Origin of the sequence: Streptomyces sp. NPDC004542 (assembly GCF_040610035.1) — a bacterium.
Lineage (GTDB): Bacteria > Actinomycetota > Actinomycetes > Streptomycetales > Streptomycetaceae > Streptomyces.
Map to the genome: position 1 here is coordinate 1 of NZ_JBEXLP010000003.1, position 21,817 is coordinate 21,817.

The 21,817-nt window shown below is 70.5% G+C and carries 14 protein-coding genes; 11 read left to right on the forward strand and 3 right to left on the reverse strand.

The window, feature by feature from the left end; genetic code table 11:
- Positions 1–49 precede the first annotated feature (49 nt).
- Complete coding sequence (locus ABZX30_RS02765; RefSeq protein WP_355927960.1) at positions 50–3,853, reverse strand: GH92 family glycosyl hydrolase; 3,804 nt, start codon at positions 3,851–3,853, stop codon at positions 50–52.
- Between the two features lie 360 nt (positions 3,854–4,213).
- Between ABZX30_RS02765 and ngcE the strand changes: the two genes are divergently transcribed.
- The 10 genes from ngcE to ABZX30_RS02815 all read left to right on the forward strand — a co-directional run bounded on the left by ngcE (position 4,214) and on the right by ABZX30_RS02815 (position 18,833).
- A complete protein-coding gene (gene ngcE / locus ABZX30_RS02770) occupies positions 4,214–5,665 on the forward strand; it encodes an N-acetylglucosamine/diacetylchitobiose ABC transporter substrate-binding protein (RefSeq protein ID WP_355927961.1) in 1,452 nt (483 codons plus the stop codon).
- A gap of 29 nt (positions 5,666–5,694) precedes the next feature.
- Positions 5,695–6,621 (forward strand): sugar ABC transporter permease, encoded by a 927-nt coding sequence (locus ABZX30_RS02775; RefSeq protein WP_355927964.1) that lies wholly within the window; start codon positions 5,695–5,697, stop codon positions 6,619–6,621.
- Between the two features lie 4 nt (positions 6,622–6,625).
- The gene (locus tag ABZX30_RS02780) at positions 6,626–7,567 is read left to right on the forward strand and encodes a carbohydrate ABC transporter permease (protein ID WP_355927967.1); all 942 of its coding nucleotides are present in this window, start codon (positions 6,626–6,628) and stop codon (positions 7,565–7,567) included.
- An 818-nt stretch (positions 7,568–8,385) separates the two neighbouring features.
- On the forward strand, positions 8,386–9,585 hold the full coding sequence (locus tag ABZX30_RS02785; protein ID WP_355927970.1) for an ROK family transcriptional regulator: 1,200 nt from the start codon (positions 8,386–8,388) through the stop codon (positions 9,583–9,585).
- Positions 9,586–9,708: 123 nt separating this feature from the next.
- Positions 9,709–10,809 (forward strand): substrate-binding domain-containing protein, encoded by a 1,101-nt coding sequence (locus tag ABZX30_RS02790; RefSeq protein ID WP_355927971.1) that lies wholly within the window; start codon positions 9,709–9,711, stop codon positions 10,807–10,809.
- Between the two features lie 250 nt (positions 10,810–11,059).
- Entirely contained in the window at positions 11,060–11,851 is a 792-nt protein-coding gene (locus tag ABZX30_RS02795) for an ATP-binding cassette domain-containing protein (RefSeq protein WP_355928267.1), read from the forward strand.
- A 17-nt stretch (positions 11,852–11,868) separates the two neighbouring features.
- Positions 11,869–13,173 (forward strand): sugar ABC transporter permease, encoded by a 1,305-nt coding sequence (locus ABZX30_RS02800; RefSeq protein WP_355928270.1) that lies wholly within the window; start codon positions 11,869–11,871, stop codon positions 13,171–13,173.
- A gap of 306 nt (positions 13,174–13,479) precedes the next feature.
- Positions 13,480–15,408, forward strand: coding sequence for a 1-deoxy-D-xylulose-5-phosphate synthase (dxs, locus tag ABZX30_RS02805; RefSeq protein WP_355928272.1), 1,929 nt, complete (start codon positions 13,480–13,482; stop codon positions 15,406–15,408).
- A gap of 161 nt (positions 15,409–15,569) precedes the next feature.
- Positions 15,570–17,090: an amino acid permease gene (locus ABZX30_RS02810; RefSeq protein WP_355927973.1), complete on the forward strand. Its 1,521-nt coding sequence runs from the start codon at positions 15,570–15,572 to the stop codon at positions 17,088–17,090.
- Between the two features lie 114 nt (positions 17,091–17,204).
- A complete protein-coding gene (locus ABZX30_RS02815) occupies positions 17,205–18,833 on the forward strand; it encodes a glycosyltransferase family 39 protein (protein ID WP_355927976.1) in 1,629 nt (542 codons plus the stop codon).
- Here the strand turns inward: ABZX30_RS02815 and ABZX30_RS02820 are convergent.
- On the reverse strand, positions 18,754–19,125 hold the full coding sequence (locus tag ABZX30_RS02820) for an NTP pyrophosphohydrolase (RefSeq protein WP_355927978.1): 372 nt from the start codon (positions 19,123–19,125) through the stop codon (positions 18,754–18,756). The genes ABZX30_RS02815 and ABZX30_RS02820 overlap by 80 nt on opposite strands.
- A 76-nt stretch (positions 19,126–19,201) precedes the next feature.
- On the opposite strand from ABZX30_RS02820, the gene ABZX30_RS02825 reads away from it, so the two are divergent.
- The gene (locus tag ABZX30_RS02825) at positions 19,202–20,218 is read left to right on the forward strand and encodes a hypothetical protein (protein ID WP_355927979.1); all 1,017 of its coding nucleotides are present in this window, start codon (positions 19,202–19,204) and stop codon (positions 20,216–20,218) included.
- A 69-nt stretch (positions 20,219–20,287) separates the two neighbouring features.
- Here ABZX30_RS02825 and ABZX30_RS02830 read toward each other — a convergent pair whose 3' ends face one another.
- Entirely contained in the window at positions 20,288–21,391 is a 1,104-nt protein-coding gene (locus tag ABZX30_RS02830) for an LCP family protein (RefSeq protein WP_355927982.1), read from the reverse strand.
- Between the last annotated feature and the right edge of the window lie 426 nt (positions 21,392–21,817).

Below are 21,817 nucleotides of genomic sequence, written 5' to 3' on the forward strand. Positions count from 1 at the left end.
GGGGCGGGCCCCGCGCGGCACCCGCCCCGGCCGCCGCCGGCGGCGGAGGTCAGGCCAGCAGCTCGACCTCCGCCAGCGTCGACTCCCCGTCGAGCACCAGCCGGTACCTGGCGTAGCGGCCCGGCTTCAAAACGGTGAACGCCCGGGTCTGGCGGTCCCACCGGAAGGACTCCCCCGAGCGGCGGTCCACGGTCCGCCAGGCGGCACCGTCGTCGGAGCCCTCCAGGGTCCAGGCGGTCGGGGCCTTCGTGTGGTCGGCGGACGAGGTCAGCGTGTACTGGACGGGCCTGGCCGGGCCGGTGACCGGCAGGTCCACCGAGGTGACCGTCGCCTGTGTCGCCGAGGTGTTGTCGAACAGCGGGCCGTCGCCCTCGAGGACGTCCGCGCGGGGCGTGGGCACCTCGTCGCCCCGGGTGAGGGAGACCGGCCCCGCGTTCCGGCCCGAGCCCCAGGCGGAGGGTCTGGGGCCCATGCGGAAGTCCAGGACCGCTCCCCTGGCGAGCAGCGAGTGGGGGAGCGAGGTGGAGGTCCAGGGGCGGCCGTCGACGGTCAGGTCCTGGACGTAGACGTTCCGCGCGCTGTTCCGCGGCGCCCGTACCACCAGGTCCCGGCCGTTCTCCAGATGGACGGTCGCCTTCCTGAACAGCGGGGAGCCGATGGCGTACTCGCCGCTGCCCATGACCAGCGGGTAGAAGCCGAGCGCGGAGAACAGGTACCAGGCGGACTGCTCGCCGTTGTCCTCGTCGCCGTGGTAGCCCTGCCCGATCCCGCTGCCCGTGTAGAGGCGGGACAGCGCCTCACGGACGGCGGCCTGCGCCTTCCAGGGCCGGCCGGCCGCGTCGTACATGTAGATGACGTGGTGCGCGACTTGGTTGGAGTGGCCGTACATGCCCATCCGGACGTCCCGCGCCTCGGTCATCTCGTGGATGACACCGCGGTAGGAGCCGACGAAGTCGGGGGAGGCCGTCTCCGGGGTGGCGAAGTACCGGTCGAGCTTGTCGGCGAGGGCGGCGCGGCCGCCGTACAGGTTGGCCAGGCCCCGGCTGTCCTGCGGGACGGAGAAGGCGTAGCCCCAGCCGTTGGTCTCGGTGTAGTCGTAGCCCCACACGCGCGGGTCGTAGGCCGACGAGCCGACCCGCCAGGCGCCCTTTTCGTCGCGGCCCTGGAAGAAGCCCGCCTTGCCGTCGAAGAGGTGGACGTAGTCCTGGGCGCGGTCGAGGAAGTAGTCGGACTCCTCCTTGTAGCGCTTCTCGCCCGTCTTCCGGTACAGGGCCCGGCCCATCCGGGCGATGCCGTAGTCGTTGGCGTATCCCTCCATCGCCCACGACAGGCCCTCGCGCGTGGCGGTGCTGGTGTAGCCGAGGAAGGGCGAGGTGCTCATGCCCTTGCGGCCCACGCCCGGCGTCGGCGGCACGACGGTCGCGTTCTTCAGGGCCGCGTCGTACGCCGCCACCGCGTCGAATCCGACCCCCTTGACGTACGCGTCGGCGAAGGCCACGTCCGAGGAGGTGCCGGTCATCAGGTCTGCGTAACCGGGCGAGGACCAGCGTGAGGTCCAGCCGCCGTCCTTGTACTGCTGCACGAAACCGTCGGCCATGTCGCCCGCCTGAGTGGGGGTCAGCAGGGAGTAGGCCGGCCATGTCGTGCGGTAGGTGTCCCAGAAGCCGTTGTTGACGTACACCTTGCCGTCCACGATCTTCGCGCCGGTGTGCGTCGGGGTGTCCGGGCCCGGCATCGGGGAGAAGGGGGAGGCGTACCGGTCCTTGCCGCCGGCCTTCTCGAAGCCCGAGTTGGGGTACAGGTACAGCCGGTACAGGCCCGAGTAGAGGGTGGTCAGCTGGTCGGGCGTGGCGCCCTCGACCTCGACCCGGCCGAGCAGCCGGTCCCAGGTCCGCTGGGCGCGCGCCCTGACGGTGTCGAAGGAGGTGCCGTCCGGGATCTCCTGGCGCAGGTTGTCCTCCGCCTGGCCGACGCTGATCAGGGAGGTGGCCAGCCGCAGGGTGACCGTGCGGTCGGCGCCCGCGTCGAAGCGCAGCCAGCCCTTGACCCCGCTCGCGTCGCCGCCCGTCACCGGCTTGTCGAACACGCCGTACACGAACAGCCGGGTCGCCCCGGTCGACAGGCCCGACTTCACGTCGGAGTAGCCGGTGACGACACCGTGCTCCGTGTCGAGGGTGAGGCCCGCCTGCTCGGTGACGTTGTCGAAGAGCACGCTCGCGTCCGCGCCCGGATAGGTGAAGCGCAGCACCGCCGCGTGGTCGGTCGGCGTCATCTCCGCCCTCAGCCCGTTCTCGAAGCGCACCCCGTAGTAGTACGGCCGGGCGGTCTCGTTCTCGTGCCGGAAGGCCAGCGCCCGTGCCGCACGGCCGGTGCCGGGAGTGCCCGCCGCGGCGGACGGCATCAGCTGGAAGGTCTGCCGGTCGCCCATCCAGGGACTGGGCTCGTGGCTCGCGCTGAACGCCTGGACGGTCGGCAGGTTGGCGTCGTTGTTGGCCCGCGCGTACTCGTACAGCCAGCTCAGCGAGGACGCGTTGGTCACCGGCGTCCAGAAGTTGAAGCCGTGCGGCAGCGCCGTCGCGGGGAAGTCGTTGCCGCGCGAGAAGCTGCCGGAGGAGTTGGTGCCCCGTGTCGTCAGCGCGTAGTCGGACAGGTGTGCCCTGGGCTTCTCGGGAGCGACCGGCCGCAGCGCCACGTCGTCCAGCCAGCCGCGGAACTTCGCCGGCCCGCCGGGGGAGTCGTACCCCAGCAGGATCCGGTCGGCCGTCTTCCCGGCCGCCACCGTCCCGATCCGGGAGACCACGTCGTTCCACTGGTTGACGTAGAGCACCTTGGCCGCGCCCTGTCCCCGCGGCGACAGCCGGAAGCCGTGCTGGTCGACCGCGTCCAGGTCGCTCAGGTAGGTGCCGTCGGTGAAGGCCAGGTCCACGGAGACGTTGGTGGCGTCGTAGTCGCGGTCGCCGTCGGCCATGGAGGGGAACAGACGGTACGACAGCTGGGTGTCGCGGGTCATCCGCACGTCGATGTCGAAGACCTTGTTGTACGCGTACGCCCGGCCGGCCGCCGTGTGCCGTCCGGCGTAGCGCAGTGCCCGCTTCCCCGTGAACCCGGCCCGGGCCTTCGCGGTCGGCGAGCCGCTCGGGCCGTGGTCGACCAGCGAGAGCATGTCCTGCGGTACCGGGCCGCCCCCGCCGCCCGTGGAGAACTGTACGTCGGCGAGTTGCAGGAGGTCGGGGGCGCCGCCGTTCCCGGTGATCTCGAGGCGGAAGTGCTGGTACTCGGCCGGTTCGGTGAGGTCGTAGGACCTGGTCTGGAACCGTTCGGAGAAGGACTCGCCCGACCGGGTGTCGACGGTCTTCCAGTCCTTGCCGTCGGTGGAACCCTTCAGCGTCCAGTCGCGCGGGTCGCGTTCGGCGAAGTCGTTGGCGGAGGTGAGCGCGTACGTCACGAGCTTGACGGGTTTGTCGAGGTCGAACTCGGCCCAGCCGGTGGGCTCGAAGGCCAGCCATTTGGTGCCGGGCTCGCCGTCGACCAGGTTCTCCTTCACCTCGCCCGCGCCCGTGTTCTCGCCGTCGGCCCGCACCTCGGTGACATGGTCGGTCACGTTGCCCGGGATGCCGGTGCCGTACCCGCCGTCTACACCCGAGGCGCGCTCGGTGCCGTCCGGCGCGGTGTCGACGGTGTTCAGCCAGTCCGGCGCCGGATCACCTTGTTCGAACGAGGAAGCGAACTCCCGTTCGGCGGCCGATGCCTTGGCGGGCAGGGCGGCCGCGGCCCCCTGTGATCCGGCCGCCATGACGAAGGCGGCCGCCAGGACGGCCGCCCGGGTCCCTCCGCGCCGAGTTCTCCGCTGCATCTACGGAAACCCTCCCTGCGCCCGGTCACCGGACAACGTTGTCAACTGCGGGACGCAAGAACCAGTAGGGAGTCGAGTGCCGAATGATGTCAAGGGCGTTGGGCGTGGCATTCAGGCCTAATGGCGGGGATTTTTCCGGTGAGGAAGGGGTGGGAGGCTGATATTTCCGCGAGGTCTCAACTCGGAAAAGACCGATGGCCAACCTTGCCTCCGATCTTGCTCCGCCGCCGAGAAGTGGACTATACCTGTCGGCGTTTCCTGCACGACTCGGTGTTTCCTGCACGACCCAGCGCTACCCGACCGCGGTGCCGGGAGGATCCGGTTCACCGCCTGAGTCCTGGAGAAGGCGAGGACTTGAGCATGGGATCCACTTCCGCAGCGAACCACGGTACCGAAGGCGTCGGCCGACGGGATCTGATCAAGCGATCCGCGGCCCTCGGTCTGATGGGCGTTCCCGCGGCGGGGTTGCTGTCCGCGTGCGCCAGCGGTGGCGGCGGCGGCCAGGACAAGGCCAAGACGGGCAAGAAGAGCGCGAAGAACCCGCTCGGCGTCAACGCCGGCGCGCAGATGGAGTTCGTCCTGTTCGACGGCGGTTTCGGCAAGGAGTACGCCGAGGACGCCGTGAAGATCTACGAGAAGGACTTCCCCAAGGCGAAGGTGAAGTTCTCCGCCACCCAGAAGATCCAGTCCACGCTCCAGCCCCGCTTCAACCAGGGCAACCCGCCCGACCTCATCGACAACTCCGGTGCCGAGCAGATGGACATGGGCGTCCTGGTCGGCAAGAAGCAGCTCGCCGACCTCACCGGGCTGCTGGACGCCCCGTCGTACGACGACCCGGGCAAGAAGGTCCGCGACACCCTGCGCCCCGGCATCGTGGAGATGGGCCAGTTCGACGGCGATCCGGTCTGGATCCTGTACTACGCCTACACGGTGTACGGCGTCTGGTACTCCCAGAAGGCCCTGGACTCGCTGGACGAGAAGTACCCCGAGACCTGGGACCAGATGCTCGCCGTGTGCGCCAAGGCCAAGAAGAAGGGCATGGCGGGCTGGACCTACGCCGGCAAGTACCCGTACTACCTCCCCTTCTCGCTCTACCCGATGATCGGCAAGGTCGGCGGCCGTGAGGTGCTCGACGCCATCGACAACCTCGAGCCCAACGCCTGGAAGCACCCGGCCGTCAAGATGTGTTTCGAGGCGTACTACGAGCTCTACAAGAAGGGGTACGTGCTGCAGGGCACCCCGGGCCTGGACCACATCCAGTCACAGACCGCCTGGGCCAAGGGCAAGGCGCTGTTCATCCCGAACGGCTCCTGGGTGGAGAACGAGTCGGCGAACGTCATCCCCGAGGACTTCGGCCTCGCCGTCTCCGCGCCGACCGGCATCGACTCCTCCGACAAGATGCCCTTCGGCACCATCTGGGCCTCCGGCGGCGAGCCCTTCGTCGTCCCGGCCAAGGCGGCGAACCCCGAGGGCGGCATGGAGCAGCTGCGCATCATGCTCAGCGAGGCGTCCTCGAAGAACTTCACGGCCAAGGTGAAGTCGCTGACCGCGTACAACGGCGGCACCTCCGGCATCACCCTCACCCCCGGCCTGAAGTCGGGCGTGGCCGCGCTGGAGAAGGCCGGCGACAACGTGGTGAACCCGCGCCTGCAGGACTGGTACGTGCAGTTGCAGAAGGAACAGATCGGTGTGGCCGGTCTCGGCGAGATGATGGCCGGACGGGCCACCCCGGCGGAGACCGTCAAGAAGATCCAGGGCTTCGCCGACGCGGCCGCGAAGGACACGTCGATCAAGCACTACAAGCACCAGTAGCCCGTACCCGAATCGGCACCGGAGTGGCGATGCAGCACGGCAAGTACCGGTTCATCGTGGGGTTCCTGACGCTGCCCCTGGGACTGTACGCGCTCTTCGTGGTCTGGCCGTTCATCCAGTCCATCTCCTACTCGTTCACGGACTGGACCGGCCTGAGCCCCGACTTCGAGATGGTCGGCCTGGACAACTACAGGAGGATGTTCGGCGATGAGATCTTCTGGAAGTCCCTGCGGCACAGCTTGCTGTTCGCGGTCGTGCTGCCGCTGGTGACGATCGGCCTGGCGCTGTTCTTCGCCTTCATGATCAACGTGGGCGGACGGAGAAGGAGGGGCGGCCCGGTGATCTCCGGGGTCCGGGGCTCCTCCTTCTACAAGATCGTCTACTTTTTCCCGCAGGTGCTGTCGATCGCGATCGTCTCGCTCCTGTTCGCCTTCGCGTACAACCCGGACAGCGGCGCCATCAACTCGCTGCTGCGGGGGATCGGCCTCGACCACGTCCAGCCGCTGTGGCTGGGCGATCCGAACCTGGCCCTGTGGTGCGTGATGGCGGTGCTCGTCTGGTCCACGGTCGGCTTCTTCGTGGTCCTGTTCTCGGCGGGCATGGCCTCCATCCCCTCCGACCTGTACGAGGCGGCCCTGCTGGACGGCGCCGGCCGCGCCACCACGTTCTTCCGCATCACCCTGCCGCTGCTGTGGGACACCGTGCAGTCCGGCTGGATCTACATGGGCATCCTCGCCCTGGGCGCCGAGTCGTTCGCGGTCGTGCAGATCATGACGACCGGGCCGGGCGGCCCCGACTACTCGACCACCGTGATGGTCCTGTACGTGTACCAGAAGGCGTTCCGGGACGGTCAGGCCGCCTACGCCACCACCATCGGCGTCGCCCTGCTCGTCGTCACGCTGGCCTTCGCCGCGGTCGTGATGCGGCTGGGCCGTCGCGAGCGGCTGGAGTTCTGATCCGATGAAGACGACGGAATCCCCCGGGACCCCCGAGAGCCCCGTCCCGGTCCCGGCCGCCTCCGGTGTCCCCGCGGTGACGGCGGACGGGCCGGGCGCGCCGGTGCCCGGGCCGAGGAGGGCGGGCAACGTCCTCAACGCCTTCTCGCACGGCATCCTCGTCATCTGGGCGGTCATGGTGGTCATGCCGCTGCTGTGGGCGGTCATGACGTCCTTCAAGGACGACGGCTCCATCTTCGACTCGCCCTGGTCGCTCCCGGACAAGCTGCACGTCGACAACTGGGCGCGGGCCTGGACCGACGCCCACATGAGCGACTACTTCCTGAACACGGTCCTGGTGGTCGGCGGCTCGCTCGTCGGCACCCTGGTCCTCGGCTCGATGGCGGCCTACGTCCTGGCCCGCTTCGACTTCCCGGGCAACCGCTTCGTCTACTACCTGTTCATCGGCGGCATGAGCTTCCCGATCATGCTGGCACTGGTCCCGCTGTTCTACGTCGTGAACAACATGGGCCTGCTGAACACCATCCACGGCCTGATCCTGGTCTACATCGCGTACTCGCTGCCCTTCACGGTGTTCTTCCTGACCGCCTTCTTCCGCACCCTGCCGACCTCGGTGGCCGAGGCCGCCTTCGTCGACGGCGCCTCGCACACCCGGACGTTCTTCCAGATCATGCTGCCGATGGCCAAGCCCGGCCTGATCAGCGTCGGCATCTTCAACTTCCTGGGCCAGTGGAACCAGTACATGCTCCCCACGGTCCTCAACACCGACCCCGACAAACGCGTCCTCACCCAGGGCCTGGTCCAGCTCGCCGCCAGCCAGGGCTACAAGGGTGACTGGTCGGGCCTGTTCGCGGGTCTGGTGATGGCGATGCTGCCGGTGCTCGCCGCGTACATCGTCTTCCAGCGGCAGGTGGTGCAGGGGCTCACCGCGGGGGCGCTGAAGTAGCCGGGGCATCGGAGCGGGCGGGGCGCTGAAGCCGTCAGGGCGCTGAAGCCGCCGGGGCGGAGCAGAAAGGGCTTTCACCGCCCGGTGGCCGACCGCGCTCCGCCGGGCCGCCCGCGGGCCGTCGCGGGGCCGCGCCGATCCGCGTGCGACCCCGCCCTGCCGCCCTGCGGCCCGCCGGATCGGTGGGCCGCAGGACGGCGGTCCTCCGGGCGGGCGGTGCCGGTGAAGGGCCGGCGCCGTCCCTCCGCCCGCGCGGGGCCGCACACCCGGCGGGAGCGGTGGCCCGGGCCGGCCGGGGCCGCGCACACGCTCTCCGCCCGCCCCCTTCGCTGTGCGCGTGCCGCGCGGTGCACGGTGCCGGGCCGGGTCCTGCCGGGCCGGGGGGGCTCGGGCCCGCCCGCACGTCCGGGGGTACGCCCACGGGCCGTCCGCATCAGTGCCGGACGCCTGATCTTTGCGCCCGCGATGCGCATTCCGGCCTCCGGACACCGTTCGGCACCCACCGGAGCGTTTCGCGCCCGAACGACTCCGCCCGCCCGCGCACCGCCGCCCGTACACCCCGCCGATCCCGCCCTGAGCCCCCGGAATCCCGCGGCGTCGCGGGCCGCCGCCCTGCTCGGGGGTGGCCTCCGGGTGTCCGGGGGGTGTCCTGGGCGGAACAGAACAAGCGAGAGCGATTTCCGTCAAGGACTTGACTGCGGCAAGCCGTTCAGCAGAGCTTGGAGTTCATAACTTGTAAGTGGCCCGGTTCCGCGGATGTGACCTGGGCCACGGGCGGCGCAGGGGTCGCCCGGCCGATGGCGGGAGTGGATGGGTCGATGGAGACTCCGGGGTCGCAGTCGTCGCTGCACCGAGCCAACCTGGAACGGGTCGTACGGGCGGTGCGGCTGGCCGGGTCGCTCACGCAGGCCGAGATCGCGCGGACGACCGGTCTGTCGGCCGCGACGGTCTCGAACATCGTGCGGGAACTGAAGGACAGCGGGACCGTCGAGGTCACCCCGACCTCGGCCGGCGGCCGGCGGGCCCGCAGCGTCTCCCTGAGCGGTGACGCCGGCATCGTCATCGGCGTCGACTTCGGCCACACCCACCTGCGCGTCGCGATCGGGAACCTCGCGCACCAGGTGCTCGCCGAGGAGTCCGAGCCCCTGGACGTGGACGCCTCCGCGAGCCAGGGCTTCGACCGGGCGGAGGAACTGGTCAACCGTCTGGTCGACGCCACCGGCGTCGACCGTTCCAAGATCGCCGGCGTGGGCGTCGGCGTGCCCGGCCCGATCGACGTGGAGTCCGGGACGCTGGGCTCGACCGCGATCCTGCCGGGCTGGACCGGCGCCCGCCCGGCCGAGGAGCTCGGAGCCCGGCTCGGCGTGCCCGTGCACGTGGACAACGACGCCAACCTCGGCGCCCTGGGCGAGCTGGTCTGGGGGAGCGGGCGCGGCGTACGTGATCTTGCTTACATCAAGGTCGCCAGCGGTGTCGGCGCCGGCCTGGTGATCAACGGGAAGATCTACCGCGGCCCCGGCGGCACGGCGGGCGAGATCGGGCACATCACGCTCGACGAGGCCGGGCCGGTCTGCCGCTGCGGCAACCGCGGCTGCCTGGAGACCTTCACGGCGGCGCGCTACGTGCTCCCGCTCCTGCAGCCCAGCCACGGCACCGACCTGACCATGGAGGGCATCGTGCGGCTGGCCCGGGACGGGGACCCGGGCTGCCGGCGGGTGATCGCCGACGTCGGACGCCACGTCGGCAGCGGCGTGGCCAACCTCTGCAACCTGCTGAACCCGAGCCGGGTGGTCCTCGGCGGCGATCTGGCCGAGGCCGGCGAGCTCGTCCTGGGGCCGATCAGGGAGTCCGTCGGGCGCTATGCCATCCCCAGTGCCGCCCGCCAGCTGTCGGTGCTCCCGGGGGCCCTCGGGGGCCGCGCGGAGGTGCTCGGAGCCCTGGCCCTGGCGCTCAGTGAGATGGGTGATTCAACCCTTTTGGACGGCACAATGGCGGCCGCCACACCCGCCTTCACTTAGAGAACGAATGACGCCGTTGCCATCTCGTTAAGTATTTACTTCTTGACGTCGCACGTGTGGCCGAGTTGACTTCCAGCCACCTCGGCCGCAGCGCTGCGGCCCTGTCAGGGAGGCACCCCCAAAATGAACGCAACGATGCGTAGAGTCGTGATCGGAACCGCGGCGGTTTCGATGGCCCTGTCGATGGCCGCCTGTGGCAAGGCCGGCGACAAGAAGGACGACTCCGGCAGCAGCTCTTCCGGTGGCAGCAAGACCATCGGCCTGCTGCTTCCCGACAGCGTCACCGCGCGCTACGAGAAGTTCGACAAGCCGTACTTCGAGGCCAAGGTGAAGGACCTGTGCTCGGACTGCAAGGTCGAGTACGCCAACGCCGCCGGTGACGCCGCCAAGCAGGCCCAGCAGGTCAGCAGCATGATCACCAAGGGTGTCAAGGTCATCGTGATCAGCGCCCAGGACGCCGCCGCCATCAAGTCCTCCGTCCAGACCGCTGTGAACAAGGGCATCAAGGTCGTCGCCTACGACCGCCTCGCCCAGGGCCCGGTCTCCGCGTACGTCTCCTTCGACAACGTCAAGGTGGGCGAGCTCCAGGGCCAGGCGCTGCTCGACTCGCTCGGCTCCAAGGCCACCAAGAAGTCGAAGATCGTCATGATCAACGGTGACGACGCCGACCCGAACGCCGGCCAGTTCAAGAAGGGTGCCCACGAGGCCCTCGACGGCAAGGTCGACATCGCCTACGAGCAGTCCGGCCTGTGGAAGGACTCCGTCGCCGCGCAGAAGATGAAGGCGGCCATCACGCAGCTGGGCGCCAAGAAGATCGCGGGCGTCTACTCCGCCAACGACGGCATGGCCGGTGGCATCGCCACCACCCTCAAGGGCGCCGGCATCAGCGGCATCCCGCTGACCGGTCAGGACGCTGAGCTCGCGGGTATCCAGCGCATCGTCGCCGGCACCCAGTCCTCCACCGTCTACAAGGCCTTCAAGCCGGAGGCCGAGGCCGCCGCCCAGCTCGCGGTGAACCTGGTCGAGGGCAAGGACATCAAGTCCCTCGCCAACCAGACGCTGACCAGCGGCTCCGGCGACAAGGTGCCCTCGCAGCTGCTGACCCCGGTGTCGGTCACCAAGGCCAACATCAAGGACACGGTGATCGCGGACAAGCTCTACACCGTCCAGGACATCTGCACCGCCGAGTTCGCCAAGGCCTGCAAGACCGCCGGCCTCCAGTAGTCACCCGCTCGCACGAGTGACCCCCCGCCGGTACCGGCCGCCCCGAGCGGCCGGTGACCGCCCGGCGGAACCGCGAACTCCTCCGACGCCCGCCCGGCCTTCATACCCCGCTGCCGGGCGGGCGTCGGACGGACCCGTTGCCAAAGGCGACGGATTCGCGCATGTTCATCTTGTTGACCACGTGCATTCGCACGTCCCTCCGCGCCTGGCCCCCAAGCGCGGCATCCCCGCCGGTCAGGCGGCGAAGGAGATGGTTCACGTGTCCGCTACGCCCGTGCTGGCGTTGCGCGGAGTCTCCAAGCGATTCGGTGCGGTCCAGGCCCTCACCGACGTCGAGCTGGAGGTCCACGCCGGAGAAGTGGTCGCCCTGGTGGGCGACAACGGCGCAGGTAAGTCCACCCTGGTCAAGACGATCGCGGGTGTCCACCCCATCGATGAGGGCGTCATCGAGTGGGAGGGCCGGCCGGTCAGCATCAACAAGCCGCACGACGCCCAGGGGCTCGGCGTCGCGACGGTCTACCAGGACCTCGCGCTGTGCGACAACCTCGACGTGGTCGGCAACCTCTTCCTGGGGCGCGAGCTGCTGCACCGGGGCGTCATCGACGAGGTGTCGATGGAGAAGCAGGCCCGTGAACTGCTGAGCACGCTCTCGATCCGCATCCCCAGCGTCCGCATCCCGATCGCCAGCCTCTCCGGTGGCCAGCGCCAGGTCGTGGCCATCGCCCGCGCCCTGATCGGTGACCCGAAGGTCGTCATCCTCGACGAGCCCACCGCCGCCCTCGGCGTCGAGCAGACCGCGCAGGTCCTCGACCTGGTCGAGCGGCTGCGTGAGCGCAACCTCGGCGTCATCCTCATCAGCCACAACATGGCGGACGTCAAGGCGGTCGCGGACACGGTCGCCGTGCTGCGCCTGGGCAGGAACAACGGCTCCTTCCCCGTGAAGGACACCAGCCATGAAGAGATCATCGCCGCGATCACCGGTGCCACGGACAACGCCGTGACCCGTCGTGCGGGGCGTCGCACCGCGGAGGCGGCAAAGTGAGCGAGACGTCGAACACCGTGAAGAAGGACCCGGAGCCGGTCGTGTCCAAGGTCGCCGCCGCCTCCGTCGAGGACCCCGCGTCCGCGGCCGTCCCCGTCGTCGACCCGCGCCTGCTGGTCCGCGAAGAGGGCTTCAAGGGCTACTGGACCGAGTTCAAGCGCAAGGTGAAGGGCGGCGAGCTCGGTTCGCTGCCGGTCTTCATCGGCCTGATCATCATCTGGACGATCTTCCAGGCGCAGAACGACCGGTTCCTGAGCGCGGACAACCTGTCCAACATCAGCTACTTCCTGTCGGCCACCGGCATGCTCGCCATCGGCCTGGTGTTCGTGCTGCTGCTCGGTGAGATCGACCTCTCGGTCGGCTCGGTCAGCGGCCTCGCGTCCACCGTGTTCGCCGTCTTCGTGGTCAACCACGGGATGAACGGCTGGCTGGCGCTGATCCTCACCATCGTGACCGGCGTCGGCATCGGCGCGCTGCACGGCTGGTTCTTCGCGAAGATCGGCGTGCCCGCCTTCGTGGTGACCCTGGCCGGCTTCCTCGGCTGGAACGGTCTGATGCTGTGGCTGCTGGGCGACAGCGGCACGATCAACATCCCGGCCGACTCCGGTCCCGTGCACCTGTTCGGCCAGAACTCCTTCTTCATGGACCAGGCCATCGTCGGCGCCTACCTGCTGGCGGGCCTCGGCGTGGTGCTGACGCTCGTGGGTTCGTTCAACGAGCAGCGCCGCCGCCGGGCGGCCGGGGTGCCCTTCCGGCCCACCAGCGAGATCCTGGTCCGGGTCGGCCTGCTCGCCGTGGTGTCCTTCGCCGCCGCGGCCGTACTGAACAACTCCGCCGGTGTCTCCAACGCCCTGGTGATCTTCCTCGCGGCGCTGGTCGTCGTGGACTTCGTGCTGCGCCGTACGACCTACGGCCGCAAGGTCTTCGCGGTCGGCGGCGGCATCGAGGCGGCCCGCCGTGCCGGTATCAGCGTGCCGATGGTCCGCATCACCGTGTTCGCCATCTCCGGCGGGTTCGCCGCGCTCGGCGGCATGTTCTTCGCCGGCCAGACCGCCAGCGCCACGCTGAACGCCGGTGGCGGCAACACACTGATGCTGGCGATCGCCGCGGCGGTCATCGGCGGTACGAGCCTCTTCGGTGGCCGGGGATCGGTGTGGTCGGCGCTGCTGGGCATGCTGGTGATCCAGTCGATCCAGACGGGCCTGGACCTGCTGAACATGAACACCTCGATCCAGTACATGATCACCGGCGCGGTGCTGCTGGGCGCGGTGGTCATCGACTCGGTGTCGCGGCGCAGTCAGAAGGCCGCCGGCCGAGCGTGAGCGCGGTCGCGCCGTAAGGGGTGCGGTGGTTCTGCGGGTGCCGGCCGTGAGCGGCCGGCCGCGCGGTTCCCCGCGCCCCTTCGGGGCGTTACGGCGCAGCCGCGTACACAGGTGCTGCCCCGCGCCCCTCCGGTTGCCCGGTGCCTTCAAGGTGCCGGGCATGTGCGTGTCTTGGGCGCCCCTGTGCGGGGTACCGCCGATCGCGTGACGCAAGACGCACCGCCCGGACGCCGAGCGCAACATCGGAACATTAGACTCGTCGAGCCCGGCAACAGCTCGATCAGCTTTTACTGCAAGGAGGCACGGGTGCCGCTGCTGACCCGCATCAGGGGACCGCGCGATCTGGACCGGCTCAGCCTGGAGGAGCTGGACCAGCTGGCAGGGGAGATCCGGACCTTCCTCGTGGACGCCGTCTCCAAGACCGGCGGCCACCTCGGCCCCAACCTGGGTGTGGTAGAGCTCACCATCGCCTTGCACCGGGTCTTCGAGTCCCCGAAGGACAAGGTGCTGTGGGACACCGGACACCAGTCCTACGTGCACAAGCTGCTCACCGGCCGGCAGGACTTCTCCAGGCTGAAGATGAAGGGCGGCCTGTCGGGTTACCCCTCGCAGGCCGAGTCCGAGCACGACGTCATCGAGAACAGCCACGCCTCGACGGTCCTCGGCTGGGCCGACGGTCTCGCCAAGGCCAACCAGATCCTCGAGCGCGACAGCCACGTCGTGGCGGTCATCGGTGACGGCGCGCTGACCGGCGGCATGGCCTGGGAGGCGCTCAACAACATCGCCGAGGCCAAGGACCGCCCGCTCGTCATCGTCGTCAACGACAACGAGAGGTCGTACGCCCCGACCATCGGCGGTCTCGCCAACCACCTGGCCACGCTGCGCACGACCGACGGGTACGAGCGCTTCCTCACCCGGACCAAGGAGATCCTCGACCGCACGCCGGTCGTCGGGAAGCCGTTGTACGAGACGCTGCACGGGGCCAAGAAGGGGCTCAAGGACTTCATCGCCCCGCAGGGCATGTTCGAGGACCTGGGCCTGAAGTACGTCGGCCCGATCGACGGCCACGACATCGAGGCACTGGAGTCGGCACTGGCCCGGGCCAAACGGTTCGGCGGCCCGGTGATCGTGCACTGCCTCACCGAGAAGGGCCGCGGCTACCAGCCCGCCCTCCAGGACGAGGCCGACCGCTTCCACGCCGTCGGCAAGATCCACCCCGACACCGGTCTGCCGATCGCCACCTCCGGCGCCGACTGGACCTCCGTCTTCGGTGACGAGATGGTCAGGCTCGGCGAGGAACGCAAGGACATCGTCGCCATCACGGCCGCGATGCTCCAGCCCGTCGGCCTCGACAAGTTCGCCAAGGCCTTCCCCGAGCGGGTGTACGACGTCGGCATCGCCGAGCAGCACGGCGCGGTGTCCGCGGCCGGCCTCGCCACCGGCGGTCTGCACCCGGTCTTCGCGGTGTACGCCACCTTCCTCAACCGTGCCTTCGACCAGGTGCTGATGGACGTCGCCCTGCACAAGTGCGGGGTGACCTTCGTACTGGACCGGGCCGGCATCACCGGTACCGACGGCGCCTCGCACAACGGCATGTGGGACATGTCGATCCTCCAGGTCGTGCCGGGGCTGCGGCTGGCCGCGCCGCGCGACGCCGACCAGGTGCGCGCCCAGCTGCGCGAGGCCGTCGAGGTCACGGACGCGCCGACGGTGGTCCGCTTCTCCAAGGGCGCCGTCGGCCCCGCCGTTCCGGCGGTCGGCCGTGTCGGCGGCATGGACGTGCTGCGCGAGCCCGGCACCGACCGGCCCGACGTGCTGCTCGTCTCCGTCGGCGCCCTGGCTCCCATGTGCCTGGAGATCGCCGGCCTGCTGGACCGGCAGGGCATCTCCACCACCGTCGTCGACCCGCGCTGGGTCAAGCCCGTCGACGAGGCCATGGCCCCGCTCGCCGAGCGGCACCGTGTGGTCGTCACCGTCGAGGACAACAGCCGGGCGGGCGGCGTCGGCTCGGCCGTCGCCCAGGCCCTGCGGGACGCCGGCGTCGACATGCCGCTGCGCGACTTCGGCATCCCGCCCCGCTTCCTCGACCACGCCTCGCGTGCCGAGGTGATGACCGAGATCGGGCTGACCGCACCCGACATCGCCCGTCAGGTCACCGGGCTGGTCGCCAAGCTGGACGGCAGGTTCGAGCGTCCGGCCGCCGAGGTCGACTCGGTGGAGCCCGCGCGCGACTGACCGCCGTGCGCGGCTGACCGTCATGGCCGAGGGCCGGTTCCCCCCCCGTATTTCCCGGTGGCGGAACCGGCTCTTTTGCGTGAACCTGCCTGTGCCGGGGCATACGCATCCCCAGCCCTCTCGATCATGTCGAGGACGACGAACGTGTGGGAGGTAGGCCCGTGAGCAGCACCCTCTTCCGGACGAAGAAGGTCGAACAATCGATCCTCGACACGGAGGAACCCGAACACGCGCTCAGGAAATCCCTGTCCGCGCTCGACCTCACGGTCTTCGGCGTCGGGGTCATCATCGGCACCGGCATCTTCGTCCTGACCGGCGCCGCGGCCAAGAACACCGCGGGGCCCGCCGTCTCCCTGGCCTTCGTGGTGGCCGGCGTCGTCTGCGCCCTCGCCGCCCTGTGCTACGCCGAGTTCGCCTCCACGGTGCCGGTCGCGGGCTCCGCCTACACCTTCTCCTACGCCTCGCTCGGCGAGCTCCCCGCCTGGATCATCGGCTGGGACCTGGTGCTGGAGCTGGCGCTCGGCACGGCGGTGGTGGCCGTCGGCTGGTCCGGCTACATCCACTCGCTGCTGGACAACGCGGGCTGGCACCTGCCCGCGGCGCTCAGCGGCCGGGACGCCAACCCCGGCTTCGGGTTCGACATCCTCGCCGCCGCCCTCGTGCTGGTACTCACCGCCGTCCTCGTCCTCGGCATGAAACTCTCCGCACGGGTCACCTCGGTCGTCGTCGCCATCAAGGTGGCCGTCGTCCTCGTCGTCATCATCGCGGGCGCCTTCTTCGTCCACAGCGGCAACTACCACCCGTTCATCCCCGAGTCACAGCCGGTGGCGGCGGGCGGCAACCTCAAAGCACCGCTCATCCAGCTGATGTTCGGCTGGGCGCCCTCCAACTTCGGTGTCATGGGCATCTTCACCGCGGCCTCGGTCGTCTTCTTCGCGTTCATCGGCTTCGACGTCGTGGCCACCGCCGCCGAGGAGACGCGCAACCCGCAGCGCGACGTCCCGCGCGGCATCCTCGGCTCGCTGATCATCTGCACCGCGCTGTACGTCGCCGTGTCGATCGTCGTGACCGGCATGCAGAAGTACAGCGCGCTCTCCGTGGACGCGCCGCTCGCCGACGCGTTCAAGTCCACCGGGCACCCGTGGTACGCGGGCCTGATCAGCTTCGGCGCCGCCGTCGGGCTGACCACCGTGTGCATGATCCTGCTGCTCGGCCAGTCCCGGATCTTCTTCGCCATGAGCCGCGACGGACTGCTGCCCCGGTTCTTCTCCCACACCCACCCGAAGTTCCGCACCCCGTACCGGCCGACCATCCTGCTCGGCGTGGTCATCGCGGTCGTCGCGGGGTTCACCAGCCTCAGCGAACTCGCCGAACTGGTGAACATCGGCACGCTCTTCGCCTTCGTCGTCGTCGCGATCAGCGTGATCATCCTGCGCCGGACCCGTCCCGACCTGCCGAGGTCCTTCCGGACCCCGTGGGTGCCCGTCGTCCCGATCCTGTCGGTGTGCGCGTCACTGTGGCTGATGGTGAACCTGCCGGCCGAGACCTGGCTCCGGTTCGCCATCTGGATGGCGATCGGCTTCCTGGTCTACTTCCTCTACAGCCGCTCGCACAGCCGCCTCGCACGGGGCGAGCACACCGCGGACGGCGAGGTCGCGTCCCCCGACGGGAACACGGCCTGACCGGAACACGGCCCGACCGGAACACGCCTGAGCGACACCTCGTCACTCCCGTCGCCGTTCCGTCCCGTATGTCCCGGCCGGTCGGAGGGCGCGGCGCCGGATAGCGTGCTGTCCATGCTCGCCGCGCCGTTCGCCCCACCACGGTCCGCAGCCGTCCGCCCGGGGTACTGGACCCGGCTGCTGCCCCTGCTGACGGCGCTGGCCTGCGCCACCAGGATCCCCTCCTTCGCCCGGCCGCTGTGGAACCCGGACGAGGGCTACCTCGCCGTACAGGCCCGGATGCTGGCGCACGGCGGCCGGCTGTACGAGACGGTCGTCGACCGCAAGCCGCCGCTCGTGCCCTGGCTGTACGAGGCCGCGTTCGCGGTCCACGGCTCCGCGACGCTCACCCCGGTCCGGGTACTCGCGGTCCTCGCGCAGCTGCTCACCGCCGCACTGCTGGCCTCACTGGCCCGGCGGCGCTGGGGCGACCGGGCGGGCCGCACGGCCGGGCTGCTGTACCTGCTCCTCTCCGTCGGACTCAACCCGCAGGACGCGCAGGCCGCCGGCTTCGAGGTGTTCATGCTGCCCTGCACGGCCGCCGCCATGTGGTGCGCGGACCGCCACCGCTGGGGCGCCGCCGGGCTGGCCGTCGCCGGCGCCTTCCTCGCCAAGCAGACCGGCGGGGCGGTGCTGGTGCCGGTGGTCTGGCTGCTGCACCGCTCCGGCACCCCGCGCACCGCCCTGCCACGGCTCGCCGCCGGACTGGTCCTGCCGGTGCTGGGTGCCGCCCTGGTCACCGACCCGGCGGGCTTCCTGTTCTGGACGGTCACCGGCTCCGGGGCGTACGCCTCCTTCGCCGGCTCCGGACTCCACGTCCTCGGCCGGGCCCTGACCAACACGGCGATCCTGGGCGTGGCCTGCGCGGGCCTGGTCCCACCGGTGGTGCGGGCGGCGCGCGCGGCCCGTACCGGACCGGCGGACCTGTGGCTGTGGGCGGCCTCCTCGGCGGTGGCGGTCGTCCTCGGCTTCCACTTCTTCGGCCACTACTACCTCCAGCTCATCCCGCCGATCGTGCTGTCGGCGACGGCCGCGCTGCGGCTGCTGCCCCGTGCACGGCTGACCGCCGCCGTCCTCACCTCGGCCTGCTGCTGCGCCCTGTTCCTCACCTGGGGCCTGCTCGCACCCCGCCCCGAGCTCGCCCACGCCCAGCGCCTCGCCGCCGCCGTCGCCCGGCACACCGGGCCCGCCGACCGTGTCCTGCTGTGGGGCATACACCCGGAGACGTACTGGCTCGCCGACCGCACCCCGGCCAGCCGCTACCTCACCGCCGGCCTCCTCACCAACTACAGCGGCGGCCGGGACGGCCCTCAGGTCGGCGAGGAGTACGCCGTCGCGGGCGCCTGGCCCGTCTTCCGCGCGGAGCTGACCGCCCACGCCCCGGCCCTGGTGGTCGACGACTCCCGTGGCCGGCCGTACGCCCCCGACCGCGTGCCGAGCCTCGGCCGGCTCCTGGCGGCACGCTACGAGCCGGTGGCGAGGGTGGACGGGGCGGTGCTGTACGCCAGGGTGACGGGGGAGCAGCGCGGGCCGGGCGCCTCCCCCGCCCCCTCCCCGCCCCGCCGCGCTCGCGCGGTGCCGGGGCACCCCGTCGCGGCGGACGACGGGACCTTCGCGCCAGGCCCTAGCCGAGTACCGTCCGCGGGCCGGTCACCTCAGCCCCCAACTCGGTCACCCGGGACCTCAGTTCGCGGTCGGCCGTGACGACCAGCCGGGGGCGGCGGGGTTCCTGGGCGACCAGCTCGACGATCCGGTCGTCGCCGCTGCCGGGCGCCGAGTCCACCCGTACCCCGGGCACGGACTCCACGCCACGGGCCGCGCCCTCGACCACCAGCAGGATCTCCACCGGGCTCGGGCGGCCGGGCAGCCCCTGCGCTGCCAGCCGGTCCCGCAGCCGTTCGGCGGCCCCCTTCCGGTCCCGCCACCAGCCGTCGGGCACCGACCCGACGACGTTCGCGGCGTCGACGATCACCAGCAAGGGGCCTTGCGCTTCCATGCGACCAGGGTCCCACGGCCGCCGTCCGGCGAGGGCCGGTCCACGGCGGCCGGCCGCCCCGGCTTATGGTGAACCGGTGAACGGCGACTGGCTCCTACGCGGCCGAGACGGCCGCCTCAGCGTCTACCGTCCCTCCGGTGACGCCGTCCTGTGCCGGGCGGAGCGCGCACCCGGCGGCCCCTGGAGCGCACCGCGCACGGTGGGCGGCGACCAGAAGCTCCACCCCGTCCTCGCCGTCGGCCAGGGCGCCGACGACTACGCCCACCTGGTCTCCTGGCGGCCCACCACCAAGGGCGAGTCCGGCCTCGTGCACTCCACGCACTTCCGTCCGCTCTTGGCCGCCCTGGACTGGAACCCGATCGGCCATCCCGACAAGAAGGGCGAGCGCACCGGCACGCCCGCCGTCGCGGTCGACGCGCAGGGCCGCGCCCATGTCTTCGTGCGCAACAAGGGCGGCGGGGTGAGCATGCTCGCCCAGAAGGAGAAGGGCGGCTGGGAGCCCTGGCGCGACCTCAAGGGCCGGGACGTCCAGGGGGGACCGGTGGCGGTGACGGGGGAGTCCGGGCGGGTGGAGGCGTACGCGGCCGTCCCGGGCGGCATCCTGCGCTGGAGCCAGGAGGAGCCCGGGGCGCAGCCGGTCCTGGAGGAGGCGGCCGAGGCCGCGGTCCGTCCGGGCACCCTGCACGCGCTGCCCACCTCTGCCGGGAGCACGACCGTCTTCTACACCGACGATGCGGGCGACCTGTGTGCCTGGCGCCCCGGTGGCAAGCCCGTCGCCCTGCTGCCCGCGGCCGGGTCCGGGCCGGTCTGCGCGGTCCGCTGCGACCTCGACGGGTACGACTGCACCCTGCTGGCCCAGCGTTCGGCGAGCGGCCGGGTCGCGTTCGCCGCGTATCCGACCGAGGAGGAGTCGGCGGGCGCCTGGTGGACGGAATCGGGTCCGCAGCTTCCCGTCGACGCGCTGGTGTCCCTCGCGGTCGACGCCGCCGACCGGGTCGTCGCGGCAGCGTTGTCCCCGTCGACCGGCCGGCTCCTCCTCACCCGCCGCAAGGACGAGCCGGGGCTGGCCCTGGAGGCGTGGCGGGAGGTCTGAGCCGCCGGCCGCGCGAGGCCCCGTACGTGACGGCCGGCGCCGATCACCGCGGGGGCACCGGCGCCGCTCTCAGGGGGTGCCGCCGCCCCGGGCCGGCGACTTCCGTGCCGACGCGGGGACGGCCTCGTCCTTCCGCAGGGCGCGCCACAGCCGGTTCGCCTGGGGCTGGGCGGCCACGACCCGGTTGGGGTCCTGGGTGTCGTAGCGCACCGGCAGCATGATCGTGTCCATGCTGGCCGGGTCGATACCGTTCACGCTGCGGCCGAACTCGGCGAGCTTGGTGAGGGAGGCGAGCTGTGAGTCGGTGGTCAGCGACGCGGTGAGCTTGTCGGCGATGGTGTAGGCCTTGGCGGGGCTGCCCAGCAGGTCCTGGTGCTTGATCTCGGTGAGCAGGGCGATCAGGAACTTCTGCTGGAGCCCGATGCGTCCGAGGTCGCTGCCGTCTCCGATGCCGTGCCGGGTGCGGACGAACTGCAGGGCCTGCGTGCCGTTCAGCCGATGGGTGCCCGCGGTGATGTCCAGGCCGCTGGAGGTGTCGTGGATGTCCTGGCCGACGGTGACGGTCACGCCGCCTATCGCGTCGACGAGTCCCTTGAAACCGGCGAAGTCGATCTCGACGTAGTGGTCCATGCGGACCCCGGAGATCTGCTCGACCGTCTTGACGACACAGGCGGGACCGACCTGTGAATAGATGGAGTTGAACATCACCCGCTTCGCGGACGCCACCGTCGAGCCGTCCGGTTCGGTGCACTCGGGCCGGGTCACCAGGGTGTCACGGGGGATGCTGACGGCCACGGCCCTGGTCCGGCCCTTGGGTATGTGCACCACCAGGGCGGTGTCGGACCGGGCCCCCGAGACGTCGCCCGTACCCAGCGCGGCGTTGGCGCCGGCACGCGAATCGGAGCCCAGGATCAGGATGTTCTGTCCGGAAGCGGGCAACTTCTCGGGCCGGTCGTCACCGATCGCCTTGTCGATGTCGATGCCCTTGATGTTGCCGTCGAGGTCGCTGTAGAGCCAGTAGCCCGTCGCACCCGCGGCCGCGAGCAGCACCACGGCACAGCCGACGATCCAGCGGACGACGCGGCGACGACGGCGCGGCGGCCCGCCGGCCGTACCGTCCGCCGGCTCGTGTCTCGATCCGCTGCTGCCCGGCTCCGTCGGGGCATGCGTCATGTCGGTTCCTTCCTCAACTGACTGGTTCGATGCCTTGGTTCGCACGTGGGCAGGGCACGAGTGGGGGGAGGAACCGGGCCTGCGCGGCTCTGACGCCGTGGCGTGCCCGAACTATAGACCCATCGGGCACCCTCTGTTCACACCGTCTTCACAACCGCTTTTCGCGATGTGGACGCTCAGTTGACAGTCAAGTGAATGTACGGTGAAGATACGCGCAGCTTTGAAGGTTAAACTATTGTCGCATAGAACCTGCCGGCTTCGTCCGGAGTGTTCCGGCGGTCGCGGACCAGGGCCTGGGGATGAGGGGGGCGCGCGACCGCAGGGGGGCTCACCCGTCATCGACCGGTCAGGGATCGAGGGGGTGGCTGTGACCGTGTGCGCCTCGCGCGGTGGCGGGACGGCCTGGTCCGGCAGTCCGCTGCCGCA